Origin of the sequence: Actinomadura coerulea (genome assembly GCF_014208105.1) — a bacterium.
GTDB lineage: Bacteria > Actinomycetota > Actinomycetes > Streptosporangiales > Streptosporangiaceae > Spirillospora > Spirillospora coerulea.
In genome coordinates, this window is record NZ_JACHMQ010000001.1 from 6,960,409 (window position 1) to 6,972,591 (window position 12,183).

15 protein-coding genes are annotated in these 12,183 nt (G+C 72.2%); 11 read left to right on the plus strand and 4 right to left on the minus strand.

The features are described 5' to 3' along the window. Window positions 1–2: 2 nt before the first annotated feature. Window positions 3–1,049 carry a LacI family DNA-binding transcriptional regulator gene (locus BKA00_RS32305; protein ID WP_185031479.1) on the minus strand — a complete coding sequence of 349 codons (1,047 nt, stop codon included), beginning with the start codon at window positions 1,047–1,049 and terminating at the stop codon, window positions 3–5. 33 nt (window positions 1,050–1,082) lie between these two features. On the opposite strand from BKA00_RS32305, the gene BKA00_RS32310 reads away from it, so the two are divergent. Next, a complete protein-coding gene (locus BKA00_RS32310; RefSeq protein WP_185031481.1) occupies window positions 1,083–2,288 on the plus strand; it encodes an MFS transporter in 1,206 nt (401 codons plus the stop codon). Here the strand turns inward: BKA00_RS32310 and BKA00_RS32315 are convergent. After that, window positions 2,225–2,941 (minus strand): winged helix-turn-helix transcriptional regulator, encoded by a 717-nt coding sequence (locus tag BKA00_RS32315; RefSeq protein WP_185031483.1) that lies wholly within the window; start codon window positions 2,939–2,941, stop codon window positions 2,225–2,227. The genes BKA00_RS32310 and BKA00_RS32315 overlap by 64 nt on opposite strands. A 223-nt stretch (window positions 2,942–3,164) precedes the next feature. Between BKA00_RS32315 and BKA00_RS32320 the strand changes: the two genes are divergently transcribed. The 8 genes from BKA00_RS32320 (at window position 3,165) to BKA00_RS32350 (ending at window position 6,853) form a co-directional block, all read left to right on the plus strand. Continuing rightward, window positions 3,165–3,419, plus strand: a complete 255-nt coding sequence (locus BKA00_RS32320) for a MoaD/ThiS family protein (RefSeq protein WP_185031485.1) — start codon at window positions 3,165–3,167, stop codon at window positions 3,417–3,419. Window positions 3,420–3,541: 122 nt separating this feature from the next. Next, a complete protein-coding gene (locus tag BKA00_RS32325; protein ID WP_185031487.1) occupies window positions 3,542–4,252 on the plus strand; it encodes an LmeA family phospholipid-binding protein in 711 nt (236 codons plus the stop codon). 35 nt (window positions 4,253–4,287) lie between these two features. After that, window positions 4,288–4,473 (plus strand): hypothetical protein, encoded by a 186-nt coding sequence (locus BKA00_RS32330; protein ID WP_185031489.1) that lies wholly within the window; start codon window positions 4,288–4,290, stop codon window positions 4,471–4,473. A 70-nt stretch (window positions 4,474–4,543) separates the two neighbouring features. Continuing rightward, window positions 4,544–4,969: a TlpA family protein disulfide reductase gene (locus BKA00_RS32335; protein ID WP_185031491.1), complete on the plus strand. Its 426-nt coding sequence runs from the start codon at window positions 4,544–4,546 to the stop codon at window positions 4,967–4,969. Between the two features lie 129 nt (window positions 4,970–5,098). Next, the gene (locus tag BKA00_RS40950; RefSeq protein ID WP_353819285.1) at window positions 5,099–5,164 is read left to right on the plus strand and encodes a putative leader peptide; all 66 of its coding nucleotides are present in this window, start codon (window positions 5,099–5,101) and stop codon (window positions 5,162–5,164) included. A 78-nt stretch (window positions 5,165–5,242) separates the two neighbouring features. Then, window positions 5,243–5,680, plus strand: coding sequence for a DUF4395 domain-containing protein (locus BKA00_RS32340; protein WP_185031493.1), 438 nt, complete (start codon window positions 5,243–5,245; stop codon window positions 5,678–5,680). Then, window positions 5,677–6,516: a sulfurtransferase gene (locus tag BKA00_RS32345; protein WP_185031494.1), complete on the plus strand. Its 840-nt coding sequence runs from the start codon at window positions 5,677–5,679 to the stop codon at window positions 6,514–6,516. Before BKA00_RS32340 ends, BKA00_RS32345 begins: the two co-directional genes overlap by 4 nt. Window positions 6,517–6,544: 28 nt before the next feature. Beyond that, window positions 6,545–6,853 (plus strand): DUF1416 domain-containing protein, encoded by a 309-nt coding sequence (locus BKA00_RS32350; RefSeq protein ID WP_185031495.1) that lies wholly within the window; start codon window positions 6,545–6,547, stop codon window positions 6,851–6,853. 91 nt (window positions 6,854–6,944) lie between these two features. Here BKA00_RS32350 and BKA00_RS32355 read toward each other — a convergent pair whose 3' ends face one another. Both BKA00_RS32355 and BKA00_RS32360 read right to left on the minus strand, forming a co-directional pair. Beyond that, on the minus strand, window positions 6,945–7,763 hold the full coding sequence (locus BKA00_RS32355) for a hypothetical protein (protein WP_185031496.1): 819 nt from the start codon (window positions 7,761–7,763) through the stop codon (window positions 6,945–6,947). A 192-nt stretch (window positions 7,764–7,955) separates the two neighbouring features. Further along, the gene (locus tag BKA00_RS32360; RefSeq protein ID WP_185031497.1) at window positions 7,956–9,386 is read right to left on the minus strand and encodes a DUF1266 domain-containing protein; all 1,431 of its coding nucleotides are present in this window, start codon (window positions 9,384–9,386) and stop codon (window positions 7,956–7,958) included. A 122-nt stretch (window positions 9,387–9,508) separates the two neighbouring features. On the opposite strand from BKA00_RS32360, the gene BKA00_RS32365 reads away from it, so the two are divergent. Both BKA00_RS32365 and BKA00_RS32370 read left to right on the plus strand, forming a co-directional pair. Beyond that, window positions 9,509–10,942 carry an LCP family protein gene (locus tag BKA00_RS32365; RefSeq protein ID WP_185031498.1) on the plus strand — a complete coding sequence of 478 codons (1,434 nt, stop codon included), beginning with the start codon at window positions 9,509–9,511 and terminating at the stop codon, window positions 10,940–10,942. A gap of 239 nt (window positions 10,943–11,181) precedes the next feature. Continuing rightward, a complete protein-coding gene (locus tag BKA00_RS32370; protein ID WP_185031499.1) occupies window positions 11,182–12,156 on the plus strand; it encodes a glycosyltransferase in 975 nt (324 codons plus the stop codon). Window positions 12,157–12,183: the final 27 nt, after the last annotated feature.

The window sequence follows — 12,183 nt, forward strand, 5'->3', positions numbered from 1 at the left end:
TGTCAGGGGCGGGTGCTGGTCCTGTGGACGAGGGACCATGCCGGTGTCCGGGTGCTCGGCCCGCCCAGGGCGATCCGGGCGCAGGACGCGCCCTGGTCGCGTAGGGACTGGGCGATCGTCGTCAGGCCCAGGCGTGCCGCCGCCGCCGCGTCGTCCCAGCCGGTGACCGCCACGTCGCCGGGGATGGAGCGGCCGGCGGCGCGGACGGCGCGGACGACTCCGGACGCCTGCCGGTCGCTCATCGCGGCGATCGCGTCGGGCGGCTCCGCGGAGGCGAGGAGGGCCGCCGTGATCCGCTCGGCCTCGTCCGCGCCGTTGCGCGCGCACACCGCGACGGTCACGTCCTGCCAGGCGATCCCGGCGGCCTCGGCCGCCTGCCGGTAGCCCTCCAGGCGTTCGCGCGTCACCGGGAAGGCGGCGCCGGGGAGGGCACCGCCCTTGGTGACCATGGTTCTCCGGTCGCGGTCGAGCGGGAAGCACACGACGGCGGGGCGCTCGGCGCCTGCCCAGGCGGCGGCGCCGACCGCGCGGGCCGCCGCGCGGTTGTCGATGGTCACCAGCTCCATGCCTTCGACCGCCGGGCCTCCGTGGACCACCGCGGGGCGCCGCGTCGACCGGACGGCCGCCAGGACGGGGTCGTCGTCGGAGGTGGTCCACACGATGAAGCCGTCGACGGCGGCGTCGGTGATCCGGGTGACGTCGTCGGCGGCGCCCGTGACGGGGACGAGGGTCATGCCGTACCCGTGCTCGCTGCAGACGCCGGCGATGCCCGCCATGAAGGACACCGCTTCCGGATCCTCGAACGCGTAGGTCAGATGCTCGCCCATCACCACTCCGAGCGTGCGGTTGCTGCCTCGGCGCAGGGACCGGGCGCTCGGGTCGGGACCGGCGTAGCCCAGCTCGGCGGCCGCGGCCAGGACCCTCGATCTGGCCTGCTCCGAGACGCGGTTCGGGCGGTTGTAGGTGTAGGAGGCGGTCATGACGGACACGCCTGCTCGCTCCGCCACCTGGGCCAGGGTCGCGCGCTTCGCGCCTCCGGACGGCTCCATGACGCTCGATGATATCTGTGTATCGTTACACACATGGGTGTCCGGGTCTCGTGGCGCGCGTTCGCGGGATTTGCTGCGTTCGGGACGTTCTGGGGGGTGTGGGGCGCCTCCGTGCCCCGCGTCCAGGACCAGGCGGGGATCGGGGACGGTGCGCTCGGCTTCGCGCTGCTGTTCGTGGGTGCGGGCGCCCTCCCGGCGATGCTGTTGACAGGGCGGGCACTGGATCGGTGGGGGCCGGGAGTCGCGGGCGCGGCCGTCATGGCGTTGGGCGGAGCCGGAGTCGTCGTGGCGTTCGCTGCCGTGGACCTGGCCGGCCTGTGCGCCGGCCTTGCCGTGGTGGGCGCCGCCAGCGGGGCGGCCGACGTGGGCATCAACGCGGTCGCCGGGAGGGCCGAGAGGGTCGCCGGGAGGGCGGTCATCACCCGGGCCCATGGTGTCTTCTCCGGCCTGGTGGTTCTGGCGAGCCTCGCCAGTGGAGTGGCCTCGTCCCTGCCGCTCGTGGTGCCGTTCGTGGTGGCCGGTTGCGGCTGCCTGGCCGCTGGGTTGTGCCTATGGGTGTTCCCTGGAGATTTCGCGGTCCAGCGTGAGGCCGGGGCGCCGCTGGGGCGGCATCGGGTCGTCCCGCTGCTGCTCGTGGGGGTGCTGGGTGCGCTCGCGTTCGCCAGCGAGAACGCGCACCAGAGTTGGAGCGCCGTTTTCGCCGACGATGAGCTGCGATCGGGTGGGCTCAGTGCCGTCGCGCCCGCCGTCTTCGCGGGGACGGTGGCGATCACGCGGTTCTCGGTGGGGGGCGCCGGGGGCGTCCGCCGGGTCCTTCTCGCGGGGGCGGCGGGGGCCGCGGGCGGCGCCGTCGTCATCGCGGCCGCGTCCTCGCTGGTGTTCGCCGGGATCGGCCTCGCGATGGCCGCCGCCGGGACCGCCGTGCTGTTCCCGACGCTGCTTCGCCTGGTCGCGCGGGACGTCGAGGACGAGTACCGGGGGCGCGCGACGTCGGTCGTGACGACCGTGTCCTACCTCGGGTTCCTGGCCGGGCCGGTCTATGTCGGGCTCTGGGCGGACGCCGTCGGGCTGCGCGGCGCCATGGTCGCGGTCGCGGCGCTCGCGGCCGTCCTCTTCGTCCTGACCCCGGTGCTGCTCCGGGCGGGCGGCTTCGCGGGCGGGGAACGGGACGGCGGTCAGGCGCGGGCGGGGGTCTTCTCCTCCGAGTCGCCCGGGCGGTGGTCGGGGACGAAGCGGTAGCCGACGTTGCGGACGGTGCCGATCAGGGACTCGTACTCGGCGCCGAGCTTGGCGCGGAGGCGGCGGACGTGGACGTCGACCGTGCGGGTGCCGCCGAAGTAGTCGTAGCCCCAGACCTCCTGGAGGAGCTGGGCCCGGGTGAAGACGCGGCCCGGGTGCTGGGCCAGGTACTTCAGCAGCTCGAACTCCTTGAACGTCAGGTCGAGGACGCGGCCGCGGAGCCGGGCGGTGTAGGTGGCCTCGTCGATCGTGAGGTCGCCGCTGCGGATCTCGCCGGGGACCTCGTCGGCCTCCGCGCCGGCCGCGGCGCGTCCGACGGCCAGGCGCAGGCGCGCCTCGACCTCGGCGGGGCCGGCGGTCTGGAGCAGCACGTCGTCCAGGCCCCATTCGGAGCTCAGGGCGGCGAGCCCGCCCTCGGTCACGATCGCGAGCAGCGGGCAGTCGAGTCCGGTGGTGCGCAGCAGGCGGCACAGGCCCTTGGCCTGGACCAGGTCGCGGCGGGCGTCCACCAGGACGACGTCGGCCGGTGGCGCGTCGATGAGCGCGGAACCCTCGGCGGGCGCGACGCGCACGGAGTGCAGCAGAAGTCCCAGCGCCGGCAGGACCTCGTCAGAGGGCTCCAACGCGTTGGTCAGCAAGAGCAAGCTGCTCAAGTGCCGCCTCCCGTCTCTAAAAAGACGTAGGACCCAGGCGGCTCACCCCCAAGACCGGCGCACGGCCGGTGGCTCGAAGACGAGGTGGCCATGCAGGGCCTTTCGGATGAACTCCATGGCCTCGTCGCCCGGATCCCTCACCCATGAGCATAACCGAGGTGCCTCCGGCGGCCATGTCGCGACCTGGCCGGACCGTGTCAGCGGGAGATGAGAGCCTGTAGGCATGGCCAAGGGAACGATGCGGTACTGGGCGGCCGCCAAGGCCGCGGCGGGGACGCATGAGGAGCCGTACGACGCGGCGACGCTGGAGGACGCGGTCGCCGCGGCCAGGGACGGGCGCGGCGACGAGTTCGCCCGGGTCGTCGGGCGGAGTTCGTTCCTGGTCGACGGGGATCCCGTCGGGACGCGGCCGCACGCGTCGGTGGCGCTGCCGGAGGGCGGGGTCGTGGAGGTGCTGCCGCCCTTCGCGGGCGGGTGAGGCGGCCGGTCGCCGCGGGCGAGTGATTTCTCGGGTGGAGAGGTCATTCTCCGGAGCGACCCTTTTGGGGCGGTTCGTTCACTATCGTGTGGCGAACGCATGCCCCAGGCCTAAGGAGAGACATGCGGAAAGTACTGCTGGTCCTGCTGATCCTCGTGGCCGCGGGGCTGGTCGCCGCGGACCGGCTGGGGGTCCGGGTCGCTGAGGACAAGATCGGCGAGCAGGTGGCCGCGCAGTACAACCTGCAGGAGCGGCCGGACGTCACGATCCACGGCATCCCGTTCCTGACGCAGGCGGTCGGCGGCGAGTACAAGCACATCGAGGTGGCGATCGGCGACTGGACGCAGCAGGGCGTGACCGTCACCGGCGTCAAGGTCGACATGCGGGGCGTCGACGCGCCGCTGTCGGAGGTCACCAAGGGCAGCGCCGCCAACGTGACCGCGCGCACCGCGACCGCCTCGGCCGTCGTCCCCTACGACGTGATCCAGAAGCAGGCGCCCAAGGAGGTCAAGCGGATCGGGCCCAAGGGCGACGACCTGTCGGTCGACCTGACCGGCAACATCCTGAACTTCCCGGTGAACGGCACCGCGGTCGTGGAGGTCAGGCCGACCGCCAAGGGCATCGCGATCTCGCCCGTGTCGGTGGGGTCGAACGGCGCCGCGCAGATCCCGCTGGCGCTGGTGAAGCGGCAGCTCACGTGGGTGGTGCCCGTCTCCGACCTGCCGGTCGGGTCGCGGATCAGCAAGATCGAGCCCACGCCGGACGGGCTGCGCGTGGCGGCGACCGCCGAGAACGTCCGGCTGAACGATCTCCAGGCGACCGCGCCGAAGTAATCCCGGAACCCGTGAACCGCGCCGGGGGAGCGTACGTGACAGTGGTGTGGGACCGGCCGCCGACGAGGGACGGCCGCCGGGACGCGCTCGGCAGCTGGTACGTCCCGTACGACGAGGGCTGCGGTGAGTACCGCGGGTCCACGATGTTCCCGCGCGGCCGGCTGTTCTCCTTCGAGATCGTCGGCCTGGACGGGCGGCCCCTCCTCACGATCCCCACCTGACCGAAGGCCGGAAGGCAAAGAAGGCGGGCCGCGGGAAGAAAAGCGCGCGCCCCGGGGGTTGTTCCCCACGATGATCGGAGCATTGACCGCAGCGGGCGTGCTGTTCGCGGCCACGGTGTTCGGCCTGGTGAGGCGGCGCCGTGACGGGGTGCTGCGCGCCCGGCGGGAGGAGGGCGGGCAGGTGGGGGAGACCGTCGGCCCTGACGACATGGGCGCCGAGCTCGGCGAGAAGGCCACGCTGCTGCAGTTCTCCAGCGCGTTCTGCGCGCCGTGCCGGGCCACCCGCCGGGTGCTCGGTGAGGTGAGCCGGATGGTGGACGGCGTCGCGCATGTCGAGCTCGACGCGGAGGCGCATCTCGATCTCGTCCGGCGGCTGAACGTCGTGCGGACGCCGACCGTCCTGGTGCTCGACGCCGCCGGCCGCGTCGTCCGGCGCGCCGCCGGCGCGCCCCGCAAACCCGACGTCATCGCGGCTCTGGGGGAGGTCATCACATGAGCCACTACCTGAGCAGCAGCCTCATGACCTGCGCTAAGACGAATGTCACTGTCTCGCAAGGCGAGACGGATGTGACAGCCCGTGGATTGTCGGCTTAACATCGTGTCCGTGCGTTACTGGACAGAGCAGATGCTCACGAAGCGCCGCGCGGTGGACTTCTGCCGCGTGGCCGCCTCGCTCTGTCGCATGGCCTGAGGCATCGAGCCCGTCCGCCCCCGAGCACCTTCTCCTTCTAGCTCGTACGCACGCTTCCACTCCGCCAGGAGATCCCTGATGCAGGTCGATCCACGCGGGCCGCGCTTCGGCGCCTCCGTCACCACGGTCGTCCTCGTCGTCGTCCTGGTGACCGGAAGCTGGGCACTGCTCGCCGCTCAGGCCGTCGTGTTCGCCATCGCGACCTCCCTCGGCCTTCGGTACGCCCCGTACGGACTGGTGTTCAAAGTGCTCGTCCGTCCCCGTCTCGCCCCTCCCAGGGAACTGGAGGACGAGGCCGCGCCCCGCTTCGCGCAGGGTGTCGGGTTCGCCTTCGCCCTCCTGGGCACCGTCGGGTACGCGACGGGGACCACTTGGCTCGGCATCGGTGCCACCGCCCTCGCGCTGGCGGCGGCGTTCCTGAACGCGGCGTTCGGGTTCTGCCTCGGCTGCGAGATGTATCCGCTCTTCCGCCGCATCACCGCGAAAGTCCGCTCCGAAGGGAAGGTTCCCGCATGAGCCGCTCAGACGTCCTGGTGGACACCGACTGGGTCGAGGCCCACCTTGACGACCCCGGGCTCGTGCTCGTCGAGGTCGACGAGGACGTGTCCGCCTACGACAAGGGCCACATCCGTGGCGCCGTGAAGATCGACTGGAAGACCGAGCTGCAGGACCCGGTCCGCCGCGACTTCGTCGACAGGACCGGCTTCGAGCAGCTGCTGTCGAGCAAGGGCATCGCGAACGACGACCTCGTCATCCTGTACGGCGGCAACAACAACTGGTTCGCCGCGTACGCGTACTGGTACTTCAAGCTGTACGGCCACGACAAGGTGAAGCTCCTCGACGGCGGCCGCAAGAAGTGGGAGCTGGACTCCCGCGAGCTGGTCACCGACGTCCCGAGCCGTCCCGCGACCGAGTACAGGGCCAAGGACCAGGACCTGGCGATCCGCGCCTTCCGCGACGAGGTCGTGGACGCGATCGGCAAGCAGAACCTGATCGACGTCCGCTCGCCGGACGAGTTCAGCGGCAAGCTCCTCGCCCCGGCGCACCTGCCGCAGGAGCAGTCGCAGCGCGCCGGCCACGTGCCGACCGCGGCCAACATCCCGTGGTCGAAGGCGGCCAACGACGACGGCACGTTCAAGTCCGACGAGGAGCTCCGCGCCCTCTACACCGAGGCCGGGGTCGACCTGAACAAGGACACCATCGCCTACTGCCGCATCGGCGAGCGGTCCTCGCACACGTGGTTCGCGCTGCGCGAGCTGCTGGGCCTGGAGAACGTGAAGAACTACGACGGTTCGTGGACCGAGTACGGCTCGCTCGTCGGCGTGCCGATCGAGCTCGGCGCAGGCAAGTAAGTCCCGCAGCACCACACTTGGAGGAACCATGACCCAGGGCTGCGCAGCGCCCGAGCAGACGGCGCACCTTCCGGCGACCGTCGACCTGGCCAACGAGGCCGTCATCCAGGGGACCGTCACGCGTGACGGCGCCCCCGTGTCGAGCGCCTACGCCCGGCTGCTGGACTCGTCCGGCGAGTTCACCGCCGAGGTGGTGACGGGCGAGGAGGGCGTGTTCCGCTTCTTCGCCGCCGACGGCGACTGGACGGTCCGCGTCCTGGCGGCCGGCGGTGTGAGCGTCGACACCGGCGTCACCGCGAAGACCGGCGAGGTCGCCGGTCTCGAAGTCACGATCTGACCCGCTTGCGGGTCCGCGAACCCCGCCTCCCCTATCGGGGGGCGGGGTTCGTCGCGTTTCGGGCCCAGTCGGCTGTCGCCCGCGTTCCGGGTCAGTTGCTCCAGACCAGCGTGTTGGTGACCTCGACGCCGAGTTCCCCGGCGGTGGCGAAGACGCTGCCGGTGCGGTCGCCCGTCGGGCCGCCGCTGACCCAGTAGGACTGGGCGTAGACGACCGTGGACCCCTGCGCCCAGGTCCGCGTCCAGTACGCGGGGTCGGCCCTCGGCTGCCGAAGGCCGCTGGCGTCCGACGGGGTCAGCAGCTTCGGCCAGCCCTCCTGGTTCGTGTAGCTCTTGACGATGGACGCGTCCGTCGACGTGGCGAACTTCAGGATCGAGACCGAGGTGATGATCTGCTTGGACGGGCTGGCGTACACGGCCGAGTACATGCTCCCCACGCAGGGGTGCCGGCGCAGCGCCGGCAGCAGCACGGAGTTCGCGCGGGTGACGCACGACTCGGTGCGCGTCCCCGCCTGCGTGAACACGTTGCCCTTCGCCGTCGTGATCGTCCGCTTCAGGACGCCGGAGGGGTCGACCGTCCCGCCGCTGGAGTAGGTGGGCGAGGGCAAGGTCGGCTCCGTCGTGGAGCCGTAGCTCGGGAGGCGCGTCGTGGACGGAAGCGCCACCGGCCGGACCGGGTCGTCGTCATCGCCGCCGAAGACGAGCACGGCGCACGTGCCGGCGATGGCCACCACCAGCACCGCGCCGACGACGAGCAGCCACACGAGAGTGCTGCCGCCGCCGCGCCTCGGGGGCGGGTACGGGGGCGGGAAACCGGGGCCGCCGGGCATCGGTGGAGGGCCGGCGGGTGCGGCGGGCGGCGGGAATCCCGGCCGACCGGGCTGCTGGCCGGGCCAAGGTGGGGGGTTCATGGTCGCTCCGGGCGGTTCACGTGCGGGGTGCCGACTGAGGTCGCACCAGATTACGTGCGTTGAATGGTGATTTCATGGCTGATTTCCCATATACAGATGGCCGTGCCCGTACAACCGTTCCGCGGCAAGGGTTCGGGACGCTGAGAGATAGATCACGCGCCCGTCCGGTGGCGGCGGGCGGCGGTCGCCGGACTAGGCCCAGTCGCGGGTGAGCTCCAGGTCCCAGGGGACGAGGTTCCAGGGGCTGCGGGGCTCGGTGGCGAGTTCCTCGACGAGCCGCTCGTACTCGGCCTGCGCCGTGCCGCCGCCGCCGCCCGACCAGAGCAGGCGTCCCTGGAGGTAGCAGGTCGCCATGTCACGCCAGGACGTGTACCGCCGCTGGATGTCGAGGGCGAGCGGGAGCATCCGGTCCCAGCAGTACTCCTCGGTCAGCCAGCCGACGATGTGGCCCCACCGGAAGAGCATGAGGGCGCGCCCGTAGTCCCAGATCAGGAACCGGCCCACGTTGGCGCGCAGTGCCGGGTCGGCGAGGGCCTTCAAGCGGTGCAGCTCCTCCGTCGCGTGGTTGCGGTCGTTGAAGAGCTGGTGGAGGAACAGCGCCAGCTCGGCGCCCTCCTCGCTCGCGTCCGCGCCCGGCTCGTCGCGCAGCAGCGGCGGGACGAGCCGCGCGTACGAGCCGCCCTCGTCCCCGTACCGGACGCGGACCAGCTCGATCAGCCGCTCGACGAACGGGGGCTCCAGCCGGTCGCCGGCGATGAGGCCGTCGACCTCGCGCAGCAGCGACTCGTACTCCCGCTGCTCGGCGGGGGGCCGTCCGGCGAGGTGCGCGTCCTGCGTGAAGTCGGCGCGGTGCCCGTCCTGGACGAGCCAGTTGACCGCGGCGAGGAGCTGTTCCAGGTCGTAGGCGCCCCAGGGGTCCTGGAGGAGGTCCTGCGCCGCGCGGCGGTCGGCGGCCGCGGCGGACGCGCCGGGCGCGGCGCCGAGCCGGTCCACCCGGAACCCGTTGACGGCGCCGTAGGGGGCGCCGGCCGCGATGATCCAGCGCTGCACCGGCGTGAGGTCGCCGCCGCGGGCGAGGACGCCGTCCAGGTCGGGCGCGCGGATCAGGTCCCAGAGCCGCCGCTGGAACTCCTCGGCCTGCCGCTCCTCGCTGCCGAAGAACCCGGCGAGCTGCTTGCGCAGCGCCGGGTGCCGGACGTAGAGGCGGCGGAAGAACCGGCCGTTCTTCCACACCAGGTGCTCGGGGCGCAGGTCGCCGAATGGTATCCGCGTCCGCCGGTGGACCATCGCCTGCTCGGCGAACCGCAGCTCCAGGTCCGACCAGAGGCGGGCGAGCGGGGTGAAGCGCAGCAGCAGGACGAACCCGCCCACCAGGGCCAGCAGGACGGCGCCGGGGGCCAGCGCCCACCGCGCCTGGTCCGGCAGCCCGGTCAGGGACAGGACGGCGCCGGTGAGCAGCAGCGACACGCCGCCCGCCCCGAGGCAGAGGAACCAGCCGGTCGTGAGGATGAGAGACCCCTCGATGCGGAGCACCGCCTCGTCGTCGTCGAACTCGAACGACCCTTCGGCGAGCGTCCCCTCGACGGCCCGCTCAAGCGCGTCGAGCCGACCGGCCTCTTCCATGGGCAGGACCGTACAGCATCCCTTACGGGTAGATCATCTACCCGGTGCCCCCTTTGCGGCGGCGCCTGGCTCTTTCTCGTGACGCCCCTGGCGCATGTCCAATCTGTGCTGAAATGTTCCGGATGCAGCGAGCCGTCGCGCCACCGCCCGTGTACTACGCGGACAGCGCCCCGCCGCCACCGGAGCCGCCGGTGCGGGGGCGCCTCTGGCGCATGCTCGGCTGGGTGTCGATCGGGCTGTCGGTCGTGCTGGTGGCGGGCAGCCTCACCGCCTACGGGTTCTGGCGCCGGCTCGACGGCCAGATCGACCGGGAGGACGTCGGCGGCAGGCTCGGCGAGCACCGGCCGCCCAAGCTGAACAACTCGCTGAACATCCTGATGATGGGCTCCGACAGCCGCGCCGGGGAGAACGCCCGCTACGGCACGGAGGCCGGGCAGCGCTCCGACACCACGATCCTGCTGCACATCTCGCCCGGCGGGCAGAGCGCCATCGGCATCAGCTTCCCGCGCGACTCGATGGTGCAGATGCCGCCGTGCAAGCGCAGGAACGGCACGACCGTCCCGGCCCAGTTCGGGATGATCAACGCGGCCTTCTCCAACGGCGGCCCGGCCTGCACCTGGCGGACGATCGAGTCGCTCACCAAGATCCACATCGACCACTACGTCGAGGTCGACTTCGCCGGGTTCAAGCGGGTCGTGGACGCGCTCGGCGGCGTGGAGATCTGCGTCCCCCGGCGGATCGACGACCCCAAGGCCGAACTGCACCTCAGGGCCGGGCGGCAGACCGTCCGCGGCGACCAGGCCCTCGGCTACGTCCGCACCCGCTACGTCCTCGGCGACGGCTCCGACCTCGACCGGATCAAGCGGCAGCAGGCGTTCATGGCCTCCGTCGTGAAGAAGGCCACCGACAAGGGCATGCTCACCGACCCGGGCCGCACCTACGACTTCCTGTCCGCCGCCACCAAGTCCATCAAGGCGGACAAAGGGCTCACGCTGTCGGTGATGCAGAAGCTCGCCGGGTCCCTCGGCGGGATGAGCGCCGGCAAGGTCCGCTTCGTCACCGTGCCCGTGGAGGCGTTCCCGCAGGACAAGAACCGCGTCCAGTTCGCCCAGGCCGCCGCCGAGCCGCTGTTCCGCGCCGTCCGGGAGGACAACAAGCTCCCGCAGCCGGAACCCGTGGCAGCGCCGAACAAGGTCCAGCCCGTGCCGCCCACGCAGGTCAGGCTCGGCGTCTACAACGCCTCCGGCACCGGCGGCCTCGCGCAGCGGACCGCCGACCAGCTCACCGAGCGCGGTTTCCAGGTCGTCAAGGTCGGCACCGCCAGGAAGCCCGTCCCCCACACGCAGATCCTCTACGGGGCGGGCGCCGAGCGGCAGGCCGCGCGCGTGTCGATCGCGGTGCCCGGCCACCAGTCGCGGCCGTGGGCGTCCGCCAAGCCCGGCTACGTGTACCTGGTCATCGGCAGGGACGGCGCCACCCTGCGGGGACTGGGACCGATGGTGCCGAAGATGGCCGGGGAGATCCGCGCCGATCGCAACATCTGCGCGCCGACCTGATCCCGCGCGCCGACCTGATCCCGCGCGCCGAGCCGGCGCACCGACCTGATCCCTGCGCCCGAACCAGATTCCGCGCCCAAACCCGATGCGGCCGTCTTTCAGCGGTATCTTGGCGCGCGCAAACCATCGAACGTTCCAAAGCGTCCCACCTAGGACGGCGCCCCCTACCCCCCGACCAGGTCCGCCGGCCCGCCTCCGCGCGGGTGCCTCCGCGGCCTCCACGCCCCCCGGACGGATGCATGCTGCCCGAACCCTTCACCCTGCTGATGACCGTCTACGGCGGTGATCGTGAGGAGCATGTCCGGGACGCCTTCCGCAGTGCCGTCCACCTGCAGACCCTCCGCCCGGACCAGGTCGTCCTCGTCCAGGACGGGCCCGTCCCGCCCGCGCTCGCCGCCGGCCTCCGCGAACTCCTGAGGATCAGCCCGGTCGAGGTCACGTTCGTCCACCTGGAGCGCAACCGCGGGCTCGGCCCCGCCCTCGACGCCGGCCTGCACGCCGCCCGCCACGACATCGTCGCCCGCATGGACGCCGACGACTACTCGATGCCGCACCGCTTCCAGACGCAGGTCCCGCTGGTGCGCGCGGGCGCCGACCTCGTGGGCGCGGGCCTGCTGGAGTTCGGCACCGACATCACCGACATCGTCGGCCGCCGGATCCCGCCGAGCGACCCCGCCGACATCGCGCGCTACTCCCGCCTGCACGACCCGTTCAACCACCCCACGGTCGTCTACCGGCGCAGCGCCGTCGTCGCCGCGGGCGGCTACGGCGACCTCCCCCTGATGGAGGACTACTGGCTGTTCGCCCGCATGATCGCGGGTGGCGCGCGGATGGTGAACGTCGCCGAGCCCCTCGTCTACTACCGCGTCGGCGACGGGGCCTACGAGCGGCGCGGCGGCCGCGACCTGCTGCGCTCCGAACTGCGGCTCCAGCGCGAGATGCTCCGCGAGGGCTTCATCTCCCAGCCCCAGTACTGGCGCAACGTCATGGTCCGCGGCGGCTACCGGCTCGTCCCCACCCTGATCCGCAAACCCTTCTACCGCGCGGTGGTCGCCCCCTACGGCGCCCGCCGCAACCGGCTGCGCGACCGCGGCAGGGCCCGCACGACCACCCGCCCCGCCATCCCCTACATCCCCCGCCACGCGCGCCCGGCGGGCGGCGGGCACCAGGGGCTCCCCGGCCTGGACGCCGCCCCGCCGCAACCGGAGAAGTAGCGGCGAGCCCGCGCCCCGGCCGGGTCA

Bases quoted from the DNA above. Each gene is read 5' to 3' on its own strand.
- BKA00_RS32305 (WP_185031479.1), bottom strand. From the start codon at position 1,049: ATGGAGCCGTCCGGAGGCGCGAAGCGCGCGACCCTGGCCCAGGTGGCG.
- BKA00_RS32310 (WP_185031481.1), top strand. From the start codon at position 1,083: ATGGGTGTCCGGGTCTCGTGGCGCGCGTTCGCGGGATTTGCTGCGTTC.
- BKA00_RS32320 (WP_185031485.1), top strand. From the start codon at position 3,165: ATGGCCAAGGGAACGATGCGGTACTGGGCGGCCGCCAAGGCCGCGGCG.
- BKA00_RS32325 (WP_185031487.1), top strand. From the start codon at position 3,542: ATGCGGAAAGTACTGCTGGTCCTGCTGATCCTCGTGGCCGCGGGGCTG.
- BKA00_RS32335 (WP_185031491.1), top strand. From the start codon at position 4,544: ATGATCGGAGCATTGACCGCAGCGGGCGTGCTGTTCGCGGCCACGGTG.
- BKA00_RS32340 (WP_185031493.1), top strand. From the start codon at position 5,243: ATGCAGGTCGATCCACGCGGGCCGCGCTTCGGCGCCTCCGTCACCACG.
- BKA00_RS32345 (WP_185031494.1), top strand. From the start codon at position 5,677: ATGAGCCGCTCAGACGTCCTGGTGGACACCGACTGGGTCGAGGCCCAC.
- BKA00_RS32350 (WP_185031495.1), top strand. From the start codon at position 6,545: ATGACCCAGGGCTGCGCAGCGCCCGAGCAGACGGCGCACCTTCCGGCG.
- BKA00_RS32355 (WP_185031496.1), bottom strand. From the start codon at position 7,763: ATGAACCCCCCACCTTGGCCCGGCCAGCAGCCCGGTCGGCCGGGATTC.
- BKA00_RS32360 (WP_185031497.1), bottom strand. From the start codon at position 9,386: ATGGAAGAGGCCGGTCGGCTCGACGCGCTTGAGCGGGCCGTCGAGGGG.
- BKA00_RS32365 (WP_185031498.1), top strand. From the start codon at position 9,509: ATGCAGCGAGCCGTCGCGCCACCGCCCGTGTACTACGCGGACAGCGCC.
- BKA00_RS32370 (WP_185031499.1), top strand. From the start codon at position 11,182: ATGCTGCCCGAACCCTTCACCCTGCTGATGACCGTCTACGGCGGTGAT.